The sequence below is a fragment of the Streptomyces purpureus genome, assembly GCF_014648195.1.
GTDB classification, from domain to species: Bacteria; Actinomycetota; Actinomycetes; order Streptomycetales; family Streptomycetaceae; genus Streptomyces; species Streptomyces purpureus.
The window spans coordinates 70,203-95,319 of sequence record NZ_BMQQ01000010.1 but is presented as its reverse complement, the minus strand read 5'-3'; the positions used below and the strand labels follow the sequence as shown (position 1 = coordinate 95,319).

The 25,117-nt window shown below is 71.6% G+C and carries 19 protein-coding genes and 1 tRNA gene; 13 read left to right on the top strand and 7 right to left on the bottom strand.

Annotation, left to right across the window (positions count from 1 at the left end; translation table 11 throughout):
* Nucleotides 1-105 precede the first annotated feature (105 nt).
* The gene (locus IEZ01_RS15140; RefSeq protein WP_189202097.1) at nt 106-723 is read left to right on the top strand and encodes a TetR/AcrR family transcriptional regulator; all 618 of its coding nucleotides are present in this window, start codon (nt 106-108) and stop codon (nt 721-723) included.
* On the top strand, nt 720-1,154 hold the full coding sequence (locus tag IEZ01_RS15135; protein WP_019886985.1) for a protein-tyrosine phosphatase family protein: 435 nt from the start codon (nt 720-722) through the stop codon (nt 1,152-1,154). The genes IEZ01_RS15140 and IEZ01_RS15135 overlap by 4 nt, the downstream gene beginning before the upstream one ends.
* Before the next feature lie 321 nt (nt 1,155-1,475).
* On the opposite strand, the gene mfd is transcribed toward IEZ01_RS15135, so the two are convergent.
* A complete protein-coding gene (gene mfd / locus IEZ01_RS15130) occupies nt 1,476-5,030 on the bottom strand; it encodes a transcription-repair coupling factor (protein ID WP_189202095.1) in 3,555 nt (1,184 codons plus the stop codon).
* 187 nt (nt 5,031-5,217) lie between these two features.
* On the opposite strand from mfd, the gene IEZ01_RS15125 reads away from it, so the two are divergent.
* The 3 genes from IEZ01_RS15125 to IEZ01_RS15115 are packed head-to-tail and all read left to right on the top strand — an operon-like array spanning nt 5,218 to nt 7,658.
* Nucleotides 5,218-5,712, top strand: coding sequence for a SigE family RNA polymerase sigma factor (locus IEZ01_RS15125; RefSeq protein WP_019886989.1), 495 nt, complete (start codon nt 5,218-5,220; stop codon nt 5,710-5,712).
* Entirely contained in the window at nt 5,705-6,175 is a 471-nt protein-coding gene (locus IEZ01_RS15120; RefSeq protein WP_019886990.1) for a hypothetical protein, read from the top strand. The genes IEZ01_RS15125 and IEZ01_RS15120 overlap by 8 nt, the downstream gene beginning before the upstream one ends.
* Before the next feature lie 16 nt (nt 6,176-6,191).
* Nucleotides 6,192-7,658, top strand: a complete 1,467-nt coding sequence (locus IEZ01_RS15115; RefSeq protein ID WP_189202093.1) for a DUF2079 domain-containing protein — start codon at nt 6,192-6,194, stop codon at nt 7,656-7,658.
* A gap of 81 nt (nt 7,659-7,739) precedes the next feature.
* Here IEZ01_RS15115 and IEZ01_RS15110 read toward each other — a convergent pair whose 3' ends face one another.
* Complete coding sequence (locus IEZ01_RS15110) at nt 7,740-10,313, bottom strand: ABC transporter permease (RefSeq protein WP_189202091.1); 2,574 nt, start codon at nt 10,311-10,313, stop codon at nt 7,740-7,742.
* Nucleotides 10,310-11,098 carry an ABC transporter ATP-binding protein gene (locus IEZ01_RS15105; protein WP_189202089.1) on the bottom strand — a complete coding sequence of 263 codons (789 nt, stop codon included), beginning with the start codon at nt 11,096-11,098 and terminating at the stop codon, nt 10,310-10,312. The genes IEZ01_RS15110 and IEZ01_RS15105 overlap by 4 nt, the downstream gene beginning before the upstream one ends.
* Before the next feature lie 411 nt (nt 11,099-11,509).
* On the opposite strand from IEZ01_RS15105, the gene IEZ01_RS15100 reads away from it, so the two are divergent.
* Nucleotides 11,510-13,315, top strand: a complete 1,806-nt coding sequence (locus IEZ01_RS15100) for an MFS transporter (protein ID WP_506417161.1) — start codon at nt 11,510-11,512, stop codon at nt 13,313-13,315.
* On the opposite strand, the gene IEZ01_RS15095 is transcribed toward IEZ01_RS15100, so the two are convergent.
* From IEZ01_RS15095 to IEZ01_RS15085, 3 genes are all read right to left on the bottom strand, one after another.
* Nucleotides 13,269-14,180, bottom strand: coding sequence for a coiled-coil domain-containing protein (locus tag IEZ01_RS15095; protein ID WP_189202087.1), 912 nt, complete (start codon nt 14,178-14,180; stop codon nt 13,269-13,271). The two genes, IEZ01_RS15100 and IEZ01_RS15095, sit on opposite strands and share 47 nt — an antisense overlap.
* A gap of 142 nt (nt 14,181-14,322) precedes the next feature.
* Nucleotides 14,323-16,878: an SUKH-4 family immunity protein gene (locus IEZ01_RS15090; protein ID WP_040875140.1), complete on the bottom strand. Its 2,556-nt coding sequence runs from the start codon at nt 16,876-16,878 to the stop codon at nt 14,323-14,325.
* 7 nt (nt 16,879-16,885) lie between these two features.
* Complete coding sequence (locus tag IEZ01_RS15085; protein WP_078513312.1) at nt 16,886-17,899, bottom strand: SMI1/KNR4 family protein; 1,014 nt, start codon at nt 17,897-17,899, stop codon at nt 16,886-16,888.
* A gap of 240 nt (nt 17,900-18,139) precedes the next feature.
* Here IEZ01_RS15085 and IEZ01_RS15080 point away from each other — a divergent pair, with 240 nt between their 5' ends.
* Together IEZ01_RS15080 and IEZ01_RS15075 are read left to right on the top strand one after the other, a co-directional pair.
* Nucleotides 18,140-18,652 (top strand): YwqJ-related putative deaminase, encoded by a 513-nt coding sequence (locus IEZ01_RS15080; protein ID WP_019887001.1) that lies wholly within the window; start codon nt 18,140-18,142, stop codon nt 18,650-18,652.
* Nucleotides 18,653-18,663: 11 nt separating this feature from the next.
* Entirely contained in the window at nt 18,664-19,152 is a 489-nt protein-coding gene (locus IEZ01_RS15075; protein ID WP_019887002.1) for an SUKH-3 domain-containing protein, read from the top strand.
* A 9-nt stretch (nt 19,153-19,161) separates the two neighbouring features.
* Here the strand turns inward: IEZ01_RS15075 and IEZ01_RS15070 are convergent, their stop codons facing one another.
* A complete protein-coding gene (locus tag IEZ01_RS15070; RefSeq protein WP_019887003.1) occupies nt 19,162-20,496 on the bottom strand; it encodes a sensor histidine kinase in 1,335 nt (444 codons plus the stop codon).
* A 155-nt stretch (nt 20,497-20,651) separates the two neighbouring features.
* Here IEZ01_RS15070 and IEZ01_RS15065 point away from each other — a divergent pair, with 155 nt between their 5' ends.
* The 5 genes from IEZ01_RS15065 (at nt 20,652) to IEZ01_RS15045 (ending at nt 25,088) form a co-directional block, all read left to right on the top strand.
* A complete protein-coding gene (locus tag IEZ01_RS15065; protein ID WP_189202085.1) occupies nt 20,652-21,509 on the top strand; it encodes a hypothetical protein in 858 nt (285 codons plus the stop codon).
* Nucleotides 21,510-21,538: 29 nt separating this feature from the next.
* Nucleotides 21,539-21,610 (top strand) — tRNA-Gln (locus tag IEZ01_RS15060).
* Between the two features lie 109 nt (nt 21,611-21,719).
* The gene (gene glmU / locus IEZ01_RS15055) at nt 21,720-23,165 is read left to right on the top strand and encodes a bifunctional UDP-N-acetylglucosamine diphosphorylase/glucosamine-1-phosphate N-acetyltransferase GlmU (protein WP_189202083.1); all 1,446 of its coding nucleotides are present in this window, start codon (nt 21,720-21,722) and stop codon (nt 23,163-23,165) included.
* A gap of 149 nt (nt 23,166-23,314) precedes the next feature.
* On the top strand, nt 23,315-24,292 hold the full coding sequence (locus IEZ01_RS15050; RefSeq protein ID WP_019887006.1) for a ribose-phosphate diphosphokinase: 978 nt from the start codon (nt 23,315-23,317) through the stop codon (nt 24,290-24,292).
* A 196-nt stretch (nt 24,293-24,488) separates the two neighbouring features.
* Nucleotides 24,489-25,088, top strand: coding sequence for a 50S ribosomal protein L25/general stress protein Ctc (locus tag IEZ01_RS15045; protein WP_189202081.1), 600 nt, complete (start codon nt 24,489-24,491; stop codon nt 25,086-25,088).
* The last annotated feature ends 29 nt before the right edge of the window (nt 25,089-25,117 follow it).

The window sequence follows — 25,117 nt, the reverse complement described above, 5'->3', positions numbered from 1 at the left end:
TTCCCGGTCTTCCCCGGACAAGCATCTTGTCACTGACAAGATTGCGCCCGTCCCCCTAACTTGTCAATGACTAGATTCCGTCCTGGGAGGTCGTAGGGTGAGGCCATGGCTGAGGAGCAACAGACGGACCGGCGTACGTACCACCACGGCGACCTGCGGCGGGCCGTACTCACCGCCGCGCTCGACGTCATCCGCGCCGACGGCCCCTCCGCCCTGAGCCTGCGCGACCTCGCCCGCCGCGCGGGCGTCTCGCACGCCGCCCCCGCCCACCACTTCAAGGACCGCGCCGGCCTGCTGACGGCCGTCGCCGCCGAGGGCTACGACCTGCTCGCCCGGACCCTCGCCGACGCGGACGACCTCAAGGACGCGGGCGTGCGGTACGTACGCTTCGCCGTCGAGCATCCGGCCCATTTCCAGGTGATGTTCCAGCCCGATCTGTACCGGCCGGACGACCCGGAGCTCACGGCCGCCCGGGCCCGCGCCGCGGAAGGGCTCCGCGGCCAGATCGCCGGCCTGCCCGCCGAGGGCCGCGGGCCCGACGCCCGGCTCGCGGGGGTCGCCGCCTGGTCCCTGGCGCACGGCTTCGCGACGCTGCTGCTCAGCCACAACCTGGCAGGGCCGGTCGGCGGCCAGGACCCGGCGGAAGTATTCCGGGCGCTGGCGGGGTTGTTGTTCAGTACGGACGACGAACGGCACCCCCGCGATCCCGGAGGCCCACGATGACGAGCGACACCTGGGACCCGACGACCCCAGGGATCCTTCCGCTGCCCTCCGGCAGACTCATCCGCGGCCGTGGTCTGCGCGAGCCCCTGCCACCCGGCCCGCACCCGGACTACGCGGTCTACCTGCTCGGCAAGCGGCCGCCGCAGGTCGACTGGGAGGCGGTCTGGATCCACTGGCCGGACTTCTGGGTCCCGACCAACCGGACCACGGCCCGCGCGGTCCTCGGCGAGGCATGGGACCGGGCGGCCACCGAACGCGTCGAGGTCGCCTGCTTCGGCGGCCGCGGCCGTACCGGCACCGCGCTCGCCTGCCTCGCCGTCATCGACGGGGTCCCGCCCACCGGGGCGGTGCAGTACGTCCGCGACAACTACGACGTGAAGTCGGTCGAGACGCCCTGGCAGAGGCGGTACGTCCGCCACTTCAAGCCCTGACCCCGTCCCGGCTCCCGGGAACAGCCGAGCCAAGGGAGCGCGCGCGTCAGAGGAGGCGCGGGGGGCGGTACGACCAGGACGACGGCCCAGAGGCGGGGCCGGGCGCGGTGCATGGCCTGGGTCTCGAACCAGCCACCACAGGGCAGAGTGTGGCGGCGGGCGGTGCCGAAGGTGGGTTCGCCGATCTCGGCGGGGTCGATGCCGAGTCCGGCGAGTTTCGAACTTGAAATGTGTGGCGGCGGTGTCTGGCTGGGGCGCGGGAGCGCCAGACCCAGACGCTGCACGGCAGCCCCCATTCAGTCAGGTGGATGCCCCGCTCGCCTAGGACCCGAGGATCGTCGTCAGGAACTCGCCGGTCCACGCCAGCAGTTCGCGGCCCACGACCGGCTTCCCGCCGATCTTGCCGCTCGTCGGGCGGGGTACGAGGACCTGCCGGGTCGGCGCCTTGATCACCGTACGGGGGTAGAGCCGCTTCAGCCGCAGCTCCTGCGACTCCCGCAACTCCACCGGCGCGAAGCGGATGTTCGGGCCCTGCAGGACGATCTCGCCGACGCCGCACGCCCGCGCCAGCATCCGCAGGCCCGCGACCAGGAGCAGGTTCTCCACCGGCTCCGGCAGCTTGCCGTAGCGGTCGGTGAGCTCCTCGCGGACCGCCTTGATGTCGTCCTCGGAGTTGGCGGCGGCGATCGCGCGGTAGGCCTGCAGACGCAGCCGCTCGCCCGGCGCGTAGTCGTGCGGGACGTGCGCGTCGACCGGCAGCTCGATCTTCACCTCCAGCGGCGGCTCCTCCTCCACACCGCCCTCCAGGGAGGCGCGGTAGTCCGCGACGGCCTCGCCGACCATCCGTACGTACAGGTCGAAGCCGACGCCCGCGATGTGACCGGACTGCTCGCCGCCGAGCAGATTGCCCGCGCCGCGGATCTCCAGGTCCTTCATCGCCACGTACATGCCCGCGCCCATCTCCGTGTGCTGGGCGATCGTGGCGAGCCGCTCGTGCGCGGTCTCCGTCAGCGGCTTCTCCGGCGGGTAGAGGAAGTAGGCGTACCCGCGCTCGCGGCCACGGCCGACCCGGCCGCGCAGCTGGTGCAGCTGCGAGAGACCGAAGTTGTCGCCGCGCTCGACGATCAGGGTGTTGGCGTTGGAGATGTCGATGCCGGACTCGACGATCGTCGTCGACACCAGCACGTCGAACTTCTTCTCCCAGAAGTCGACGACGACCTGCTCCAGCTGGCTCTCGCCCATCTGGCCGTGAGCGGTGGCGATCCGCGCCTCGGGCACGATCTCCCGCAGCCGGGCCGCGGCCCGGTCGATCGACTCGACCCGGTTGTGGATGTAGAAGACCTGGCCCTCGCGCAGCAGCTCACGCCGGATCGCGGCACCGATCTGCTTCTCCTCGTACGGGCCGACGAAGGTGAGGACCGGGTGCCGCTCCTCCGGCGGGGTGGTGATCGTCGACATCTCGCGGATGCCGGTGACCGCCATCTCCAGCGTCCGCGGGATCGGCGTGGCGGACATCGTCAGCACGTCCACGTTGGCGCGGAGCTTCTTCAGCTGTTCCTTGTGCTCGACGCCGAAGCGCTGCTCCTCGTCGACGACGACCAGGCCGAGGTCCTTGAACTTCGTCTCGGACGAGAACAGCCGGTGCGTGCCGATGACGACGTCGACCGAGCCGTCCCGCAGCCCCTCCATCGTCGCCTTCGCCTCGGACTCCGACTGGAAGCGGCTGAGCGCGCGCGTGACGACCGGGAACTGCGAATACCGCTCGGAGAACGTGCCGAAGTGCTGCTGCACCAGCAGCGTCGTCGGCACGAGGACCGCGACCTGCTTGCCGTCCTGGACCGCCTTGAACGCCGCCCGCACAGCGATCTCGGTCTTGCCGTAGCCGACGTCGCCGCAGATCAGCCGGTCCATGGGGACCGTCTTCTCCATGTCGTCCTTGACCTCGGCGATCGTGGAGAGCTGGTCGGGGGTCTCCGCGTACGGGAAGGCGTCCTCCAGCTCCCGCTGCCACGGCGTGTCCGGACCGAAGGCATGGCCCGGCGCCGCCATCCGGGCGCTGTAGAGCTTGATCAGGTCGGCGGCGATCTCCTTGACGGCCTTCTTGGCGCGCGCCTTCGTCTTCGTCCAGTCGGCGCCGCCGAGCCGGTGCAGGGTCGGGGCCTCCCCGCCGACGTACTTGGTGACCTGCTCCAGCTGGTCGGTGGGGATGTAGAGCCGGTCGCCGGGCTGGCCGCGCTTGGCCGGCGCGTACTCCACCAGCAGGTACTCACGGGTGGCGCCCTGCACGGTCCGCTGCACCATCTCGATGTACCGGCCGACGCCGTGCTGCTCGTGCACGATGTAGTCGCCGACCTCCAGGGTCAGCGGGTCGATCTGCTTGCGGCGCCGGGTCGGCATCCGCTGCCCGTCCTTGCCGGCCGCCTTCTGCCCGGACAGGTCCGTCTCGGTCAGTACGGCCAGCTTCAGCGCCGGGTCGACGAAGCCGTAGTCGATCGAGCCGCACGCCACGTGCACCAGCGCCGGCGACAGCTCCCCCAGGTCGGCGTCGAGCCGGGCCGGGATGCCCTCGCCGCCGAGGACCTCGACCGTACGGGCCGCCGGGCCGTGCGCCTCCGTCACGAACACCGTCCGCCAGCCGTCGGCGAGCCAGCCCTTGGTGTCGGCGAGCGCCCGGGCGGTGTCGCCGCGGTACGACTCCGGGGCGTGCATCCCCAGCTTGAGGGTGTCCCCCGCCGCGTCAGCGGCAAATGTCTCCGTCAGCTCCTCGTCCGCCGCGAACGGCGAGACGGACCACCACATCATGCCGAGCTCGCGCGCCCGGTCCCGTACGTCCGCGATCCCCCACAGCGACGCCGCGCCGACGTCGATCGGGGCCTCGCCGCCGCCGGCCGTGGCCGCCCAGGACGCCTGCAGGAACTCCTGACTCGTCGCGACCAGGTCCGCCGCCCTCGTCCGCACCCGCTCCGGGTCGCAGACCACCGCCATCGACCCCGCCGGCATGACGTCGAGCAGCAGCTCCATGTCGTCCACCAGGACCGGCGCGAGGGACTCCATGCCCTCGACCGCGATCCCCTCGGCGATCTTGCCGAGGAGTTCGCCCAGCTCCGGGTGGGCCTCGGCGAGCGCGGCGGCCCGCTCCCTCACGGAGTCCGTCAGCAGCAGCTCGCGGCAGGGCGGCGCCCACAGGCCGTGCTCGGCGATCTCCAGGGACCGCTGGTCGGCGACCTTGAAGTAACGGATCTCCTCGACGTCGTCGCCCCAGAACTCGATCCGCAGCGGATGCTCCTCGGTGGGCGGGAACACGTCCAGGATCCCGCCGCGCACCGCGAACTCGCCGCGCTTCTCGACCAGCTCCACGCGCGCGTACGCGGCCGCTGCGAGCCCGTCCACGATCGCGTTCAGATCGGCCTGCTGACCGGTCCGCAGCGCCACCGGCTCCAGGTCACCGAGCCCCTTGACCTGCGGCTGGAGCACCGACCGTACGGGCGCCACGACCACCGACACGGGACCGGCTGCCGGGTCGTCCGGCGACGGGTGGGCGAGCCGGCGCAGCACCGCGAGCCGGCGGCCGACGGTGTCGGAGCGGGGCGAGAGCCGCTCGTGCGGCAGCGTCTCCCAGGAGGGGTAGTCCACCACCGTGTCCGGGTCGAGCAGGCCGCGCAGCGCCGCCGCGAGGTCCTCGGCCTCCCGGCCGGTCGCGGTCACGGCGAGCACCGGCCGCCCGGCCTCCCGGGCCAGCGCCGCCACCGTGAAGGGGCGGGCCGCCGGCGGGCCGACCAGGTCGACATGCATACGGTTGCCGTCGGCGGCGGCCTTCACCGCTTCGGCGAGGGCCGCGTCTCGTACGACGGCGTCGAGCAGACCGTGCAGGCTCATGGGTGTTCCATCCGCGGGTGGCCGAACTGGGCATCTCGGTCAGCGCTGGGCAACGCGAACCGCCCGACACGTCGTACGGGCCGGGGGTTCCCAGACTACGCCCAGACCTCACGCGCCACCGTGTCAACCGAATCGCCCCGCCCAGGCGTACAGACCATGAGACCTGTCCCACCACCAGGAGACCGCATTGACCGTCGAGGAGTTCGAGGAGTTCTACGCTCACTCCGTCACTCAGCTGGTGGGACAGGTCTATCTGATGACGGGCGACCTCCACGAGGCGCAGGACGTCGTCCAGGAGGCGTTCGTACGGGCCTGGGGGCGGCGCGCCAAGCTGTCCCGGGCCGCCGGGCCCGAGGCGTGGATCCGGACCGTGGCCTGGCGGCTCGCGGTCAGCCGCTGGCGGCGCCGGGGCCGGGCCGTGGAGGCCTGGCGGCGGCACGGGGCCGCCCAGGACGCCGCGGCGCCCCCGCCCGACCCGGACACGGTCGCGCTGGTCTCCGCGCTGCGCACGCTGCCCGAACGGCAGCGGCGGGTCGCCGTCCTGCACTACGTGTGCGACCTGACCGTCGAGCAGATAGCGGCCGAGACCGGAGTCTCGGCGGGCACGGTCAAGACTCATCTCTTCCGGGCCCGCGCCGCCCTCGCACCTCAGCTGACCCCCGAGGAGGACCACCGTGTCTGAGCCCGAGCTCCGTCCCGCCGGGGACGATCCGCTGGCCCGCGCCCTCAAGCGGGCCGCCGCGGCCGGCGGGCGGCGCATCGTGCCCGCGCCGGCCGCGCAGGTCACCGTGCGCGGGATGCGGCGCCGGGCTCGCCGGGTCGCGGCCGCCGCCGCGTGCGTGGTGTGCGTCCTGGCGGGCACGGGCGCGGCCGTCTCGCTGCGGGAGACGCACGGCCCCGTGCCGCCCGCGTCCGTCACCGACACGCCCTCGCCCTCGCCGTCCCCGTCGGAGCCGGGCGAGCCGTCCGCGTCGGTGCCTCCGACGGCGTCGCCGACGACGCCGCCGGCCGGGTCGGCGACCGCGTCCCCGCCCGAGTCCTCGCCACCGCCGACGAGCCCCGGCGGCGACGCCGCGAGCGTCACGCCCACCACACAGGCCCCCACCACCGGCAGCCCGTCCGGCACGCCGCCCGAGCGACCCTGACGTGAAGGACACCGGCATGCGAGGAGCCCTGCTCGACCCGCCCGCGACCGGGCCGGCCGCCGGCGAGGACGCGGACGGCGACGGCGCGATACCCGGGCCGGGGCCCGCCCCGGCACCCCCTTCGGCGCCGCCCGCGCGGCGTCGGCGCGACCCCTGCCCGTACGCCCTCGCCGCCCTGCTGTTCGCCGCCTACGCGACCCTGTCCGTGCTGCGCCACCACGCCCTGGCCACCCGCTCCTGGGACCTGGGCATCTTCGAGCAGGCCGTCCGCGGCTACGCCCACCTCCAGGCTCCCGTCGCCGACCTCAAAGGGCCCGGCACCCACATCCTCGGCGACCACTTCAGCCCGGTGACCGCGCTGCTCGCCCCCGCCTACCGGCTCTTCCCCACCCCCGTCACCCTCCTCGTCGCCCAGGCCGCCCTGTTCGCGCTGTCGGTCGTCCCCGTCACCAGGGCGGCCACCCGGCTCCTCGGCCGGGGCGGCGGCCTCGCCCTCGGAGTGGCGTACGGGCTGTCCTGGGGCGTCCAGCGGGCCGTCGACTTCGACTTCCACGAGATCGCCTTCGCCGTCCCGCTGATCGCTTTCTCCCTGGAGGCCGTCCTGCGCGGCCGGTGGCGGGCCGCCCTGCTGTGGGCGCTGCCGCTGGTCCTGGTCAAGGAAGACCTCGGCACCACCGTCGCCGCGCTCGCGCTGGTCGTGGCCTGGCGGGCCCGCCGGTCCAGGCCCCAGGTGCTGCCGTACGCGATCGGGACCGCCGCCTTCGGGATCCTGGCGACCCTGCTCACGCTGACCGTGCTGATCCCGGCGTTCAACACCACCGAGGCGTACGACTACTGGAGCAAGCTCGACGGCGCGGGCAACCCCCTCACCACCGGCCTGGAGACCAAGACCAGGACGCTGCTGTGGCTGCTGCTGCCCACCACCGGCCTGCTCGCCGTGCGCTCCCCGCTGCTGCTGGCCGCCCTGCCCACACTGGGATGGCGGTTCCTCTCCGCCGACGACCACTACTGGTCCACGGACTGGCACTACAACGCCGTCCTCATGCCCGTCCTGCTGCTCGCCCTCGCCGACGCCGTGGACATCTCGCGCCGCAGCCCGCGCCCCTGGCTACGGACGTACGCGACGCACCTGCCGGCCTGCGCGGTGGCGGCCGCGCTCGCCCTGACGACCTCGCTGCCGCTGTCGATGCTCACGAAACCGGAGGCCTACCGGCCGCCCGCCCGGGTCGCGGCGGCGAAGGAGCTGCTCGACACGATCCCCGACGGCGCCACCGTGGAGGCGAACGTCGGCCCGATCGCCCGGCTGACCGCACGCTGCCGGGTCTTCTGGATCGGCGACACCCGCGGCATCACCCCGCAGTTCATCGCGCTGGGCAACGAAGACCTCGACGACCCGGTGGCGTACGCCAAGCGGCTGCACCCGGAGGCCCGCTGGGCCCTGGAGGGCGAGGCCGGCGGCTACGTGGTGCTACGGCGCCGGTGACCCGGGCACGGCAACGGCCCCGGTGAGCATGGAGGATGCTCACCGGGGCCGGCACGGCCAATCCTACGGAACCGGTCCGCGCTACTCCGTGGCGATGGCGCCCAGAACGTTCATCCGGCCGGCCCGGAACGCCGGGACCAGCGCGGCGAACAGCCCCACGAACGCCGACCCGACGAAGACCGTCAGGATCGTCGGCCACGGGATCTCCAGCACACCCAGGCCCTCCAGGGCGAGCAGCCGCTGCGCGGAGGTGCCCCAGCCCATGCCGAGCCCGAGCCCGAGCAGCGCGCCGAACAGGGCGATGACGACGGACTCCAGACGGATCATCCGGCGCAGCTGACGCCGCGACAGACCGATCGCCCGCATCAGCCCGATCTCCCGGGTCCGCTCCACCACCGACAGGGCCAGCGTGTTCACCACACCGAGCACCGCGACGATGATCGCCAGCGCCAGCAGGCCGTAGACGATGTTGAGGAGCTGGCCGACCTGGTCCTTCAGGTCCTGCTTGAAGTCGGCCTGGTTCTGCACCTTGTACTGCGGATAGGCGGCGAGGGACTTCTTGAGCGCCTCGTAGCTCGCGCTCTCCTTGCCGTCCTGCGCCGTCGCGAACATGATCATGTTCTGGGGCATGCGGTCGGCGGGGACGTACCGCGCCGCGGTCGTGATGCTGGTGTACATCGCGCCCTTGTCGACGTTCCCCTCGTCGGAGGTGATCGCCGCGACCTTCAGCTTCGCCGTCCGGCCGCCGGGGAAGCCGACCGTGAGCGTGTCACCGACCTTCACCCCGTGCTTGGTGGCGTAGTCGTCACCGACCGACATGGCGTTCTCGCCGTACGCGGCGGACAGTTCACCGGCGACCATCGTGCGCCGCAGATCCTGCGCATAGGTCGGGTCGGCGGCGGTCAGACCGTCCTTCTCCGGCTTGCCGCCGGGGGCCGCGACGGTGACGTCCAGCCACTTGTACTCGGTGACATGGTCCAGTCCGGCCGTCTTCTCCACCGCCCGCTGCGCCTGCGGCATGATCGGCTGGCCGTTGGAGGACTGGACGATGAAGTCCGCGCCGACCGACCGGTCCAGCTCCTCGGTGGCCGAGGCGACCATCGACGAGCCGACCACCGACAGACACGCCACCAGCGCCAGACCGATCATCAGGGCCGCGCCGGTCGCTCCCGTACGGCGCGGGTTGCGCAGCGCGTTGCGCTCGGCCATCCGCCCCACGGGCCCGAACATCCGCAGCACGAGCACGCTGATGGCCCGGACCACCGCGCCCGCCAGCAGCGGGCCGACGACGATGAAACCGATCAGGCTCAGGACGACGCCGAGGCCGAGCCAGAGCGAGCCCGCACCGGCCTTCTCGGCCTGCGTGGCGGCCCACAGCGCCGCCGCCCCGCCGCCGGTGAGGACCAGGCCGAGCCCGCCCCGCACCAGACCGGCCTTGCCGTCGGCGGGCGTTCCGGCGTCGCGCAGCGCCGCCATCGGGGAGACCTTGCCGGCCCGGCGGGCCGGGATGTACGCGGCGAGGACGGTGACGACGACACCGAGGCCCAGACCCACGGCCGGGGTCGTCCACTTCACCGTCAGGTCCTGCGTGGACAGCTCCATGCCCATGGACGACATGAGCTCCATCAGACCGACGGCGAGCCCCACTCCGGCGGCCACGCCGACGACGGAGCCGACGACGCCGAGCAGCAGGGCCTCGACCAGGACCGAGCGGTTGACCTGCTTGCGGCTCGATCCGATGGCCCGCATCAGACCGATCTCGCGGGTGCGCTGGGCCACCAGCATCGAGAACGTGTTGACGATGAGGAAGATGCCGACGAGGAAGGCGATCCCGGCGAAGCCGAGCATCGCGTACTTCATCACGTCCAGGAACGACCCGACGTCCTCCCGGCCGGCGTCCGCCGCCTCCTTCTGGGTCTGCAACTTGTACGGGCCGTCCAGGACGGCGGCGACGTTCCGCTTCAGCGTCTCGTCGCTCACCCCGGGCGCCGCCTCCACCGCGACGTTGGTGAACAGCCCTTCCTTGCCGAGCAGTTCACGCTGGGCGGTGGCGGTGTCGAAGTAGACGACGGCCGCCCCGGGGTTGGTGACCTTGAAGGAGGCGATGCCGGAGATCTTCGCCGTGAAGTCGCCGGTGACGGCGATGGTGCGCAGCTCGTCGCCGGGCTTCAGGCCGTGCTTCTCGGCGGTGTCGGCGTCGACCATCACGTCGGTGGGGGCGCGCGGGGCGTGGCCGGAGGTGATCTCCATCGACCGCAGGTCGTTACGGGTCCAGTTGCCGGCGATGGTGGGCGCGCCGCTGGTGGGGCCGACGTTCTCGCCGTCGGCGTTCACGACCGTGACGCTCATGGAGACGACGGCGCCCTCGGCCGCCTTGACGCCCTCGGCCCGCTCCACCTGGCCCACGAGCGAGGCGGGGAGGGTCTCGGGCCGGCCGGTCTGCGGGGTCTCGTCGTCGCTCCCGGCCGCCTTCGGGCTGACGGTCACATCGGGCGCGCTCACCGCGAACAGCTTGTCGAAGGTGGTGTTCATGGTGTCGGTGAAGACGAGCGTGCCCGACACGAACGCCACCGACAGCACCACGGCCACCGCGGAGAGCGCCATCCGGCCCTTGTGGGCGAGGAAGTTGCGCAGGGAGGTTCTGAGCACGGTCATGAGGTCCGCCCGCGCGCGTCGAAGTCCTTCATCCGGTCCAGGACGGCCTCGGCGGTCGGCCGGTACATCTCGTCGACGATCCGCCCGTCCGCGAGGTAGAGCACCCGGTCCGCATAGGAGGCGGCCACCGGGTCGTGGGTGACCATGACGATGGTCTGGCCGAGCTCGTCCACCGACTGGCGCAGGAAGCCGAGGACTTCGGCGCCCGCGCGGGAGTCCAGGTTTCCGGTCGGCTCGTCACCGAAGATGATCTCGGGCCGGGCGGCGAGGGCACGGGCCACGGCGACCCGCTGCTGCTGGCCGCCGGAGAGCTGGTTCGGCCGGTGCCGCAGGCGCTCGCCGAGCCCGACGGTCTCCACGACCCGGTTCAGCCAGGCCGGGTCCGCCTTACGGCCGGCTATGTCCATCGGGAGCGTGATGTTCTCCAGCGCGTTCAGCGTCGGCAGCAGATTGAACGCCTGGAAGATGAAGCCGATACGGTCCCGGCGCAGCTGGGTCAGCTTCTTGTCCTTCAGGCCGGTGATCTCGGTCTCGTCGAGGAAGATCTGACCGCCGGTCACGGAGTCCAGACCGGCCAGGCAGTGCATCAGCGTCGACTTGCCGGACCCGGACGGGCCCATGATGGCGGTGAACTGGCCACGGGCGATGTCCACGTCGACATGGTCGAGGGCCACGACGCGGGTCTCACCCGAGCCGTACGCCTTGACGACCTGCCGCCCCCGCGCGGCGACGGCCGTTCGCGTTCCAGTACCCCCGTGCCTGGGAATGGTCACAGCCGAAGTCACGGTATGTCTCCTATTTCGCCGATAACTGGATCTGCCGAAAGACCGGATCCACTGACAGCCGAATCCGCTGTCCGGATCTGGTTCGAGTCTGTCGGGGCGAGGGGGGTCGGCGCGCTGGTGCGCAGCGCACTGTTCACCCTGGGGTTTTCCCCACCCCCCGCGCGGTGGCGGGGCTCTCCCCTGCCCCGTAAGACCAAGGTAAGGACCGGTTTCGGCCATCACCTCCTCCGGCGGGACGACCCATCCCCGGTCCGGATGAGGGAGGTTCCCCTAAGGGCTCTCCGCCCCCGGGCCTAAGGGCTCTCCGCCCCCGGGCCGACCTCACCCTGGGGACTCTGCCCCCTCCCGCAGGGTGAGGTGCAAGTGAGAGGCTGTCCCGGGCGCGATACATGCATAGGGAAAGGAATCCCGGTGAGCGAAGCGACGACGCCTGCCGCTTCACCGGCCGTCGCCCCGCGCGGGCGGGGACCGGTCGTCGCGGCCCTCATGCTCGGCATGGCGCTCGTCGCCCTCGACGGCACCATCGTCTCCACCGCCGTCCCCCAGATCGTCGGCGATCTGGGCGGGCTGGCCGTCTTCTCCTGGCTCTTCTCCGGCTATCTCCTCGCCGTCACGGTGACCCTGCCGGTCTACGGCAAACTCTCCGACACCTTCGGCCGCAAGCCGGTCCTGATCGCCGGGATCATCCTCTTCCTGATCGGCTCCGTGCTGTGCGCGGCCGCATGGAACATGCCGTCCCTGATCGCCTTCCGCATCGTCCAGGGCCTGGGCGGCGGCGCGCTCCAGGGCACCGTGCAGACCCTCGCGTCCGACCTCTACCCCCTCAAAGAACGCCCGAAGATACAGGCCCGGCTCTCCTCGGTCTGGGCCACGGCGGCGGTCGCCGGCCCGGCGGCGGGCGGCCTGCTCGCCGGCTACGCCGACTGGCGCTGGATCTTCCTGATCAACCTGCCGGTGGGCGGGCTCGCCCTGTGGCTGATCGCCCGCCATCTGGTGGAACCGGCCCGCGCCACGGCGGAGGGTGCCGGGGAAGGCGGTGACGGCGGCCGGGACGCCTCGCGTACGGGACCTGGGGGCCGGGACGCCTCGCGTACGGGCCGGGGGAGCCGGGACGCCTCGCGTACGGGCCGGGGGAGCCGGGACCGCTCGCGTACGGGCCGGGGGAGCCGGGACGCCTCGCGTACGGGCCGGGGGAGCCGGGACCGCTCGCGTACGGGCGCCGGTGGCCGCCGCCGGCCCAAGGTCGACTGGCTCGGGGCGCTCGCCATCTTCGCCACCGGCACCCTGCTGCTCACCGCGCTCGTCCAGGGCGGCGTCGCCTGGCCCTGGCTCTCCGCGCCCTCCCTAGGCCTCTTCGGCGCCGCCACCGTGGCCGCCGCGTTCACCGTCGTCGTCGAACGGCGCGCCGCCGAGCCGATCATCCCCGGCTGGACATGGCGCCGCCGCACCATCGCCGCCGTCAACCTCGCCCTCGGCGCCCTGGGCCTGCTCATGGTCGCCCCCACCGTCTTCCTGCCCACCTACGCCCAGGCCGTCCTCGGCCTCGGACCGATCGCGGCCGGCTTCGTCCTCTCCGCGATGACCCTGACCTGGCCGGTCAGCGCGGCGTTCTCCAGCCGCCTCTACACCCGCATCGGCTTCCGGCTCACCGCCGTCATCGGCATCACGCTGTCGCTGCTGACCCTGCTGGCCTTCCCGTTCCTGCCCTTCCCCGGGGAGCCCTGGCAGCCGACCTTGATCATGCTGCTGCTCGGCGCGGCACTCGGCCTGTTCCAGCTGCCGCTGATCGTCGGCGTCCAGTCGACCGTGCCCTGGTCCGAGCGGGGCACCACCACCGCCTCGGTACTCTTCTGCCGCCAAGTCGGCCAGAGCGTCGGCGCCGCCCTCTTCGGAGCCGTCGCCAACGGCGTCCTGGCCGCCCGGCTCGGCGGCGGCGACGACTTCGACTCCCTCGCCCGCACCCTCACCGACGGCACCGCCTCCGAACAGGTGCGGCGGGCCGTCGACGCCGCCGTGGACTACGTGTACGTGGGCGCGGCGGCCGCGGCGGCCCTGGCGCTGCTCGCCCTGCTCACCCTCGCCCCGCGCCGCTTCCCCGTCCTCACCGAGGAGGCACTCGACGGGACGCGGGCGGAGGGGGCGGAAAAGCCGACGACCCACCAAGGCACGCTCAGGACTCCTCGTCCTCCGTCTCCACCGCCGCCCCCCGCCCGGTGAGCGCCGCCAGACTGCCGCGGACATGTTCCATGTGGGCCTGGAGCTCCTCCCGGGCCTCCGCGTGCTCCCGCAGCACCCGTTCCGTCTCCCGCTCGGTCCGCTCCCGCTGGGCCCGCGCCGCCGACAGCAGCTCGTCCGCACGGGCGTCGGCGTCCTCCTGGCCGTGCCGGGCGCTCTCCTCCAACTCGGCGAAGTCCCGCTTCGCCTCCGAAAGCCGCGCCTCCGCATACCCCGTCAGCTCCGCGTGCCGGGCATCCAGCGCCGCCTCCCGTTCGGCGAGTTCATGCTCCAGCTCCTCCAGCCGCTCGGCCCGCTCCGCCTCGTCCGCCGCGAGCAGCTCGTCGATCCGGCGGCGCGTCGCCTCCAGCTCCTCCTGCGCCTCGCCCCGCTCACGCTCGGCGTCCGCGCGGGCCGCCGCCCGTACCGCGTCCGCCTCCTCCCCGGCCGACCGCAGCACCCCACGGGCCCACTCCTCCGCCTCCGCCCGGACCGCGTCCGCGCCGGCGCGCGCCGCGTCCCTGGCCTGACGCCCCGCCACCTCGACCGCATCCTGCAGCGCCTGCGCCTGCTCGGCCGCGCCCGCCCGGACCGCGTCCGCCTCGTCCTCCGCGAGGACCAGGATGTGCTGGGCCCGGCTGCCCAGGGACTCGTACCGCTGCGGAGCGAGCCCTGCCACCACCTCCCGCAGCCGCGCCGCCTCCTCCTCCATCTCCTTCGCCAGGACGGTGAGCCGCGCCGCCCGCTCCCACGCCGTGTCCCGCTCCGCGGAGAGGTCGGCGAACCGGCGGTCCACCTGCTCCGCGCGGTAGCCGTAGCCGCGGCCGCGGACGACGGCGAAGCCATGCGATGTCGCTTCCGAACTCATCCCTGCCGGCTCCTCTCACGATGAACCATTCCTCGGTCAAGGATGCGGCAATTGCGGACAGAAACGGCGGTGCCCTGGCCTGGATCCAGACCGGGGCACCGCCGTTCGTGCACGTTCGCGGGCATTCCCGCGGGGGCTCAGCTCAGAGCAGTCCGTCCCACATCTGCTCCAGCAGCACGGACCACCAGCTCTCCGGCGACGCCAGCGCCGCCGGATCCACCATCGCCAGCTGCGCCTGGAAGTCCACCGTCCAGCGCCCCGCCTGCTCCGGGTTGAGCCCGAACCGCAGCCGCCACATCCGCCCCAGCAGCGCCATCGAGCGGGTGAACTCGGGCAGACCGCTGTTCACGAACTGCGGCGCCACCGGCTGACCACCCGGACCGGCCTCCACCGGCACCGCCACGATGTGCGCCGTGCCGTACTGCACACAGATCGCCCGGCCGAAGTCCGAACCGACCACCAGATACGACCCCGCGTCCGCCGCGGGCTGCACCTGCCTCTGCGCGGCCAGCTCGGCCAGCGTCGGCACCACCGGCTGAGCCGGCTGCGCCCAGAAGAACGGCCCGAAGTCCGCCGGAAGACCCGCCCACACGAGCGTACGGGCCACCATCTCCGGCACACCCTGACGCGACACCGCCCGCTGGTCGAACCGGCAGATCCCCGGCCCGAACGCGCCCGCCAGCTCCTGCGCGATCGCCTCCGGCGGCACCGGCGGCGCGGGCTGCACCTGCGGCAGCGGCGCCCGCACCGGAGCCGGCCGCGCCGGACCGTCCGCGACCTGGTGCAACTCCCCCTGGTGCGTGAGCAGCTGACGCATGCCCTGCTGACGGCCCGCGTGATCCCGGCCGTACGGCGCGATACTGGTGATCCGCGCCTGCGGCCACGTCTCCCGGATCATCCGGGCGCAGTAACCACCGGGCAGCTCGCACGACTCCAGCTCGGTGTGCAGCTCCAGCACCTGGTCCGGCGGGATGTTCATGGCACGCAGCTCATGGAAGATCTGCCACTCCGGATGCGGCGTACCGGGCGCCGAGCGGCGGATGAGCTGCTGCTCGGACCCGTCCGGCGCGCGGTAGCGCAACACTGCCTGGTAGCCGGGGCCCACGGTCGGCTGACCCATCGACTGCTGCGGATACCCGTACGCGGGACCGGGCCCGGGACCGGGCACAGGGCCGGGGCCGGGAGCCGGAGCGGGCGCCGGGGCAGGAGCGGGAGGCGGCGGGGTACCGGGCCCCATCTGACCCGGATGCGCCAGCATCGTCGCCGCGTGCTGCATCCCCCCACCGGGCGCCCCGGGCGGAGCCGGAGGCGGCGGCGCACCAGGACCAGCCGGGCCACCCGGGCCCGGGTGCGCCAGCATCGTCGCCGCGTGCTGAACGTCCCCACCACCGGGCGCGCCAGGAACACCGGGCGGAGCCGGAGGCGGCGGCGTACCGGGCCCCATCTGGCCCGGATGCGCCAGCATCGTCGCGGCATGGTGCACCCCACCACCGGGAGCCCCGGGAGCGCCAGGCGCGGCGGGCGGAGCCGGAGGAGCCGGAGGCGGCGGCGCACCAGGACCAGCCGGGCCACCCGGGCCCGGGTGCGCCAGCATCGTCGCCGCGTGCTGTACGCCCCCACCACCAGGCGCGCCAGGAACACCGGGCGGAGCCGGCGGCGGCGGAGTGGTCGCCCCGGTGCCCCGCCCGCCCGTCGGCGGCAGCGCGGCCTTGCTCGTCGCGGCGTCGGCGATGTCCGCGGGCCCGCCCGCGGGCGTGGCGAACGGGTCCCGCGCGGGCGGAGGCGTCGCCCCCGCACCGGGCGCGGCGAACGGATCACCGGGAGCCGCCGGGGCCACAGGGGCAGCCGGCGCCGGGGCGTCCGGGCGCAGGGCAGGGGCCACCGCCGTCCTCGGCAACTGGCTGCCACCCGACATCAGGGCCGTCGGAGCGTCCGCACCCACCGCCGGCGGCGGAGTGTCCTCGTCGTCCGTCCCCGACAGCGGCGGCGCGAACACCGTCGCCGGCAGCGGTACGGAACCGCTGTCGTCGTCCGAGGCGTTCGCATCCGCCCACGGAGCACGCGGCGGCACCCCCTCGGACGCCGTCGGCTCGTGCTCCGGACCACCGGTTCCGGCGCTCGGCCACGAGGCCCCCGACGACGAACCCGGCTCCCACGGCGCGGACTGGTCCGACGAACTCCCGGCCGCCTGCGACGCGTTCGCAGACGGAACAGCGGAAGGAACAGCAGGCGAAGCAGCGGCGGCGACAGGTGCGGCGGGCGCGGCCCCCGGCTGGGGCGACGACGAGGACTCCGCAGACGCCCCGTCCCTCCGCGCGTCCGGAATCCCCAGCTTGTCCGCCGCCTCCTGCAACCACTCCGGCGGACTCAGCAAGAACGACGTCTGATTCAGATCGATCCGCTCAGGCGCCGCCGCCACCGGCTCCGACGCCTCCTGCGTCACCCCGTACTCCTCCTCATACCGACGGATCACCTCACCCACCGGCAACCCCGGCCACAACGACGCCTCGCCACTGTCCCGGGCAATCACCAGCCGCTGCCGGCCACCGTCCGACGTCGGACCGTCCTCACGGTCCTCCGCCCACACCACGAACCCCAGCTCGAACTCCCGCACCCGCACCTCACGGTGCTGATACACGGGCACATCGCCGTTGATCCACTCTTCCGCGCGCTCCTGCGCCTGCGCGAAGGTCACCACCGAGCGCTCACCCCTCGTCCAAAACCGGGACAGCACGCGCGAAGCCGCCGTCAACCATCAGGTTCGCCACCGTCTCCAGCTCCGGCGGGCTCCCCGCCAGCCGTTGCAAGAACTCGTCGAAGTCCGCACCGCACGGCAGCAACAACCGCTCCACGCGCTCCTGCACACTCCACCCGTCCTGATCCCGCGCATCGTCATACGCACAGAACCACACCGAGCCGATGTCCCCGCCCTTCACCTTCACCGCGAGGATCCCACCCTGGACAAAACCGACGCCCAGATAGTCCTTCGTCAGATGATCACGCAGACACTTGTTGACATACACCAGGTCATTGGCCGCCGCCTGCTCCCGCACCGTGAAGAACGGCTGGTCCACCAGCAGCCCCAACTCGGCATCCAGCGCCACACCCACCGGCGCACAACCACCCGCCGCCTTCAGGAACGAGCGGTACGCACCCGGAAGCCGGTACCCCAGGTCCTCCTCCACCCCCAGCAACTGCTGCTCGGAGACAGAAACCGACCCCTTCGGCAGACCGAAATGCGCAGGCCGCGTCTCCTGAAGAGGCCGCGTACCCCGCTTCCCATGATCCACCGCCGCCGTCGCCACACCACCGTGATGCCGCAGCAACGCCTTCACCTCGACCGGCACCAACTCCATCCGGCGCGTACCCGCCACGTGATGCCACGTCCAGCCGTGCGGCGTCGCCACCGGCGCCACCGTGTCCCACAGCTCATGCCCCGCACCATGCTGCGCCGCATTCGCCGACACGTAATCCGTGAGCCGCAACTCGTCCACACCGAACCCCTCCGGAGGATCGGCGATCTCCGCGGCCGCCCGCGCGTACGGCGAGAAATCCGGATAGCCGTTCTCGTCCACCCGCACCCCTCTAGGATGCCGGGACGCCCGGACCGGATCCGGGAAGTGCACGACCTGCCCGGCATAGGCCGCGTTCGGTGGCGCGGCATTCCCCCGGCCCTGGGGGCCGGGAGGTGCCCCAAGCCCGAGCCGACCTGTCGTCATGGCGGATGACCCCCTGCTGCGTCTGGCTGGTTCCGCACAGCCTATGCGGTGCCCCGCCGCCCGGTCCCGGCCCGCATCCACCGTGACCAACCGTCACAGCCACGTGACCCAAAGACGCCCCCACACCACCCCACGACACACCCACGACACGTTTCAGCGCCCCAGCTTCCACACGACCCACCCCATTTGGCAGGCTGTAACCGCAACTCGGGGGATTGCGTAGGAGGGGAAGACCGCACAATGCACGCAGCACAGGCCGGTACGACGAATACCGGAGGCGATCCACGCCTCAGCTGGAGCAGCGCCGAACCCAACCGCGCCCCCTTACTGCGTCAACGCCGCGACGGCATCCTTCCCACCGTAGGAGCAGCACTCTCCGTCCGCGGCGAAACCCTCACCTGCACCGCCGGACGCGGCGAACACCCACCCCCGCTGCACCCCCTCGTCCAGGACTTCCTGGACACCCTCACCAGCGGCCAACGCGAACGCTTCACCGGCCGCTGCCCCGAAGCCATCCTGCTCTCCCGCCACCTCACCGCGACCGAAGCAGGCCGCTCCAAACGCGCCCAGCGCAAACCACTCACCCCCGGCGAAGCCCGCCGCTCCCTCAAGCACGCCAAACTCACCGCCCGCCGCATCCGCGAAGACGGCGACCCCCTCCACGGCAGCTACGCCGCCCCCTGCCGCTCCTGCACGGCCATGCTCGCCCACTTCGGCGTACGCCCCGTCGACCCCACCGCCCAGAACGGCTGAACCCCGCCCCCATGCCCGACCTCAACACCACACGCTTCCCCGTCGCCGTCGACGCCGCCCTGCGCGAAGCCGGCTGGCAACCCGGCCGCTGGGACATCAAACAGGCCGAACACTGGGCCGACACCCTGCGCGCCCATGTCTCCCCCGCCGGCCACCGCCACACCCTCTTCCCCGCCGCCGTCGAAGCCTGGGCCGAATTCGGCGGACTCCACATCACCGCCCCCGGCCCCGGCCGGGAAATCGCCCCCGCCACCCTCCACATCGACCCACTCGCCGGACTCCACCTCGCCCGCACCCTCGCCGACCTCGGACGCGCACTCGACACCGAAATCGCCCCACTCGGCGAAGAAGGCGACCACCAAGCCGTCCTCGCCATCGACACCGAAGGCCGCGTCTACAGCCTCGACCACACCGGCGACTGGTACCTCGGCAACACCATCGACGCCGCCCTCGCCACCCTGATCACCGGGGCCCGGCCCACCCGCCTCGTCTCCCCCTGACAGCCAGGCTCAGACAACCCCACCCGTCGGCAACACCGCCGACACCCGGAAACCACCCGCATCCGTCGGCCCCGACACAAACACCCCACCCAGAGCCGTCACCCGCTCCCTCATCCCCACCAGACCATTGCCCCCGCTCGGCAGACCCGCATCCGCCACCGCCCCGTCCGACGGACCGTTCTCCACCTGCATCGCCACCTCCGCCTCACGGTGCGCCAGCCGAACAATCACCTTCGCCCCCGCCGCATGCTTGTGCACATTCGTCAGCGCCTCCTGCACCACGCGGTACGCCGTCTGCTCCACCTCCGGCGCATACACCCGCGCCTCCCCCATCACCACCAGCTCCACCACCGTGCCGGCCTGCCGCGACTGCTCCACCAGCTCCGCCACATGCTCCAGACACGGCCCCTCAGAGCCCCCACCCGCATCAGCCGCAGCCTGAGCAGCCGCCGCAGCAGCCATCCCCACCGCCGCCAACGGCACCGGAGCCACCCCACGCACCTGCCCCGCGCCCCCGGCGTCCTCCCGCAGCACCCCCAACATCTCCCGCAGCTCCGTCAACGCCTGACGCCCCATGTCACCCACCAGAGCCGCGTTCTTCACCGCCTTCTGCGGATCCTTCAACGCCACCGCCTGCAACGCCGCCGCATGCACCACCATCAGACTCACCCGGTGCGCGACCACGTCATGCATCTCCCGCGCGATCCGCGTCCGCTCCTCCTGCCGCGCCCACTGAGCCCGCTGCTCAGCCCGGTCCGCCAGCAACGACAGCTCCTGCTCAAGACTGTCCGCCCGCTCCCGCAGACTCTCCATCAGCCGCCGCCGCGCCCCTATGTACAGACCGAACAGCACAGGCGGCGCGTTCAGCCCCAGCGTCATGATCACCGACACCAGCGGGACGTACCACGCGGAGGCGTCGAAATCCGCCTCCGCCATGTCCTGCCGCAGCCGCACAAAGGTCACGATCATCACCGCGACCATCGACATCCCCGCGAGCGCGGCGATGATCCGCCGGGGCACCTCGGACGCCGCGAGCGTGTACAGCCCGACGATGCCCATCAGATAGCCCATCTCGGCCGGCGTCACCGCGATCGACACGAGCACCACGACGATCGGCCACCGCCGCCGCAACACCAGCACGGCCCCGACGACCAGCCCGAACAACACCCCCACCGGCACCGGCACCCCGGCCCGATCGGCGAACCCGACCCCCTCCAGCGCACACTCCAGCGCGGACACCAGGCCAAGCCCCACGTCCAACGCGACACTCCGCCGCCGCTCCCACCACCACCAGCCACGAGCGGCAACGCCCGCCGCGTCCTGGTGTGCCCCCGATGTGGTCATGCCTCCCAGACTAAGGGCGGTGGCGAGCGATTTTCCGGGGGGTACGGGAGCACGGAAAATGGCGATTCACCCTCGAAACGGGCAGAGATCCCCCGAACAACTGAATCGCCCGCGCTTTCGAGCCGGACGTCCGGATTCCGGACGACGGTATGCCCATGACCTCCACCACCGGCAAGTACGCCGACTTCGAGGGCCTTCGCCGCCAGGCGATCGCCCTGCGCCGCGAAGGCCTCAGCCGCCGCCAGATCCGCGACCGCCTCTTCGTCGACAACAACGACATCCTCAACCGCCTCCTGGACGGCGAACCCGCACCGGAGTGGACGAAGCGCCCGAACGCGAAGGACGACCTGAGGGAGAGGGCGCGGGAGCTGCGGCGGGAGGGGAAGACGTACGACCAGATCCAGCTGGAACTGGGGTGCTCGAAGAGTTCGATCTCGCTGTGGGTACGGGATCTGCCGAAGCCGGAGCGGAAGCGGACCCGCGAGCAGGCGTCGGAGATCGCCAAGCGCGGCTGGGAGGTCACGCTGCAGCGACGCGAGGAGGAACGGCAGGCGACCAAGCGCACCGCCGCGAGCGAGGTAGGCACCCTCTCGGACCGTGAGCTGTTCCTGCTGGGTGTGGGCCTGTACTGGGCGGAAGGCAGCAAGGACAAGCCTTACGACCGCCGGGAGAACGTCACGTTCGTCAACAGCGACCCCGGGATGATCGAGATCTTCCTCGCCTGGCTCGATCTCCTCGGAGTGGAACGGGGGCTGGTCCGGTACTGCGTGATGATCCACGAGAACGCCGACGTCGAGGGCGCCGAGCAGTACTGGGCGCAGCTCGTGGGGGCGGATCGCAGCGCCTTCAACAAGACCACGCTCAAGAGGCACAACCCCAAGACGGTCCGCAAGAACACCGGGTCCGACTACCGAGGCTGCCTCGTCGTCAAAGTACGGCAGAGCGCCGAGCTCTACCGTCGCATCGAAGGGTCTTGGTACGGCATAGTGGAGGCCGCCAGGTCAGCGGACTAACGAATTGTCCGTTTCGGCCCGGTAAGCTATCCCCTGTGGTGTAATCGGCAACACGGGTCACTTTGGATGATTTGTTCCAGGTTCGAGTCCTGGCAGGGGAGCTGCTTGGTTCGGGTCCCGACCTCCACGGTCGGGACCCGCACTCATTTCACCCCCGAGACCCCCCGGTATCCTGCGGATGTCCACCACCCGAAGCCGAAGGGCATTCCCGTGAGCGCCAACCGCCCGGCAGCCGTCGTCGTCCTCGCAGCGGGTGAGGGCACCCGCATGAAGTCGAAGACCCCCAAGGTCCTGCACGAGATCTGCGGGCGCTCGCTCGTCGGACACGTCGTTTCCGCCGCCCGTGAGCTCGGGCCCGAGCACCTCGTCGTGGTCGTCGGGCACGCCCGTGAGCAGGTCAAGGGGCATCTCGACGCGTACTACGAGGGCACCCGCACCGCCGTCCAGCACGAGCAGAACGGCACCGGTCACGCCGTTCGTATGGCCCTCGAAGAGCTGGGGCAGGCTCCCGACGGGACCGTCGTGGTCGTATGCGGTGACACGCCTCTCCTCTCCGGGGAGACGCTGAAGAGCCTCGCCGCCACCCACTCCGCCGACGGCAACGCCGTCACCGTGCTGACCGCCGAGGTGCCGGACTCCACCGGTTACGGCCGGATCGTGCGGGACGCCTCCCGGGCCGTCACGGCGATCGTCGAGCACAAGGACGCCTCGGCGGAGCAGCGGGAGATCCGGGAGATCAACTCCGGGGTCTTCGCCTTCGACGGGCGGCTGCTCGCGGACGCGCTGGGCAAGGTGCGTACGGACAACAGCCAGGGCGAGGAGTACCTCACCGATGTCCTGGGGATCCTGCGGGAGGCGGGGCACCGGGTGGGTGCGTCGGTCGCGGGTGATCACCGGGAGATCCTGGGGATCAACAACCGTGTGCAGCTCGCGGAGGCCCGTCGGCTGCTGAACGAGCGGCTGCTGACGGCGGCGATGACGGCTGGTGTGACAGTCGTGGATCCGGCGTCGGTGCTGGTGGACGTGACGGTGACGTTCGAGCGGGACGCGATTGTGCACCCGGGGACGCAGCTGCTCGGTTCGACGCATGTGGCCGAGGACGCCGAGGTGGGTCCGAACACCCGGCTGAGGGACACGACGGTGGGCCGTGGGGCGCGGGTGGACAACACGGTCGCCGATTCCGCGGTGATCGGTGAGGACGCGTCGGTGGGTCCGTTCGCGTATCTGCGGCCGGGGACGCGGCTGGGTGCCAAGGGCAAGATCGGTACGTACGTGGAGACGAAGAACGCGTCGATCGGTGAGGGTACGAAGGTGCCGCATCTGTCGTACGTGGGTGACGCGACGATCGGTGATCACTCGAACATCGGTGCCGCGAGTGTCTTTGTGAACTACGACGGCGAGAAGAAGCACCACACGACGATCGGGTCCCACTGCCGGACCGGCTCGGACAACATGTTTGTGGCTCCTGTCACGGTCGGGGACGGCGCGTACACCGCGGCGGGCTCTGTGATCACCAAGGATGTGCCGCCCGGCTCGCTCGCCGTCGCCCGTGGCCAGCAGCGGAATATCGAGGGTTGGGTGGCCCGGAAGCGGCCTGGAAGCGCGGCCGCTCAGGCGGCTCAGGTCGCGGCTGAACAGGCCAACGGCGAAGACTGACCGAAAACAGGTGCGCCGATCTGGGCGTACCGTGATACGTGCACATTAATTCGGCTCGGGGTCCGGGGTGCCATCCCCGGGTCCGTACAGTCGGCTGGCTCGCGCTCGAGGGACCCGCGGCCAGAGAACACGTCTGAGGAGACAGTGCTGTGACCGGGATCAAGACGACCGGCGAGAAGAAGCTGATGCTCTTCTCCGGCCGCGCCCACCCCGAGCTGGCCGAGGAGGTCGCCCATCAGCTGGGTGTCGGCCTCGTGCCGACCAAGGCTTTCGACTTCGCGAACGGTGAGATCTACGTCCGCTTCCAGGAGTCGGCGCGTGGCGCGGACTGCTTCTTGATCCAGAGTCACACGGCTCCGATCAATAAGTGGATCATGGAACAGCTGATCATGATCGATGCGCTGAAGCGGGCGTCGGCCCGGAGCATCACCGTGATCATTCCGTCGTACGGCTATGCCCGTCAGGACAAGAAGCACCGTGGTCGTGAGCCGATCTCGGCGCGTCTGATCGCGGATCTGCTGAAGACGGCGGGTGCCGACCGGATCCTCACGGTCGATCTGCACACGGACCAGATCCAGGGCTTCTTCGACGGTCCGGTGGACCACCTCTCCGCGCTTCCGGTCCTGGCGGACTACGTGGGCGCGAAGGTGGACCGTTCGAAGCTGACGATCGTGTCGCCGGACGCCGGCCGGGTGCGGGTGGCGGACCGTTGGTGCGACCGGCTGGACGCGCCGCTGGCGATCGTGCACAAGCGCCGTGACAAGGACGTGGCGAACCAGGTGACCGTGCACGAGGTCGTCGGTGAGGTCGAGGGCCGGGTGTGTGTCCTGGTCGACGACATGATCGACACGGGTGGCACGATCTGCGCGGCCGCTGAGGCGCTTTTCGCGCACGGTGCGGAGGACGTCATCGTGACGGCGACGCACGGTGTGCTGTCGGGCCCGGCGGCGGACCGGCTGAAGAACTCGAAGGTGAGCGAGTTCGTGTTCACGGACACGCTGCCGGACCCGAGCTCGCTGGAGCTGGACAAGATCACGGTGCTGTCGATCGCGCCGACGATCGCGCGTGCGGTGCGTGAGGTGTTCGAGGACGGTTCGGTGACGAGCCTCTTCGAGGAGCAGGGCTAGTCGTTTCCTCTGTGCTGGTAAGGCCGCGAGTGATCCAGTTGGGTTGCTCGCGGCCTTCCGCGTAGACTGGCGAGGTTGCTCGGCGAGGGAGGCCGTACCCATGGGTGCGGCGGTCCGTTATCGACGCGCTCTTCGTAGCAGGCCAGTCGTGGCCGGGTGACTCAGCCACATTCGTTACTGCTTACGAGGAGTGCACATGTCCGAGGTGAAGATCACCGCCGAGACCCGTTCCGAGTTCGGCAAGGGTGCTGCCCGCCGTATCCGCCGCGACAACAAGGTTCCCGGTGTTCTGTACGGTCACGGTACCGACCCGCTGCACCTGACCCTGCCGGGTCACGACCTGCTGCTGGCGCTGCGTACGCCGAACGTTCTGCTGTCCCTGGACATCGACGGCAAGTCGAACGAGCTGGCGATCCCGAAGGCTGTGCAGCGTGACCCGCTGAAGGGCTTCCTGGAGCACGTCGACCTGCTGCTGGTGAAGCGCGGCGAGAAGGTCACCGTCGAGGTTCCGGTGCAGGCCGAGGGTGAGCTGGCGGCCGGTGGCAACCTGCTGGAGCACGTGCTGAACACGGTCTCCGTCGAGGCTGAGGCCACCCACCTGCCGGAGGCCGTGACTGTGTCGGTCGAGGGCCTGGAGGCCGGTTCGTCGGTGCTGGCGAAGGACCTGACCCTGCCGAACGGCGTCGTCCTGGTGACGGACGCCGACGCCGTGGTGCTGCAGGTTCTGGCCGCGCAGGCCGAGGAGCCGGCTGCCGAGGGTGAGGCTGCCGAGGCCGCTGAGGGCGCCGAGGCCTGAGCCGTAGGCTCTGCTTGACGTGGACGGGG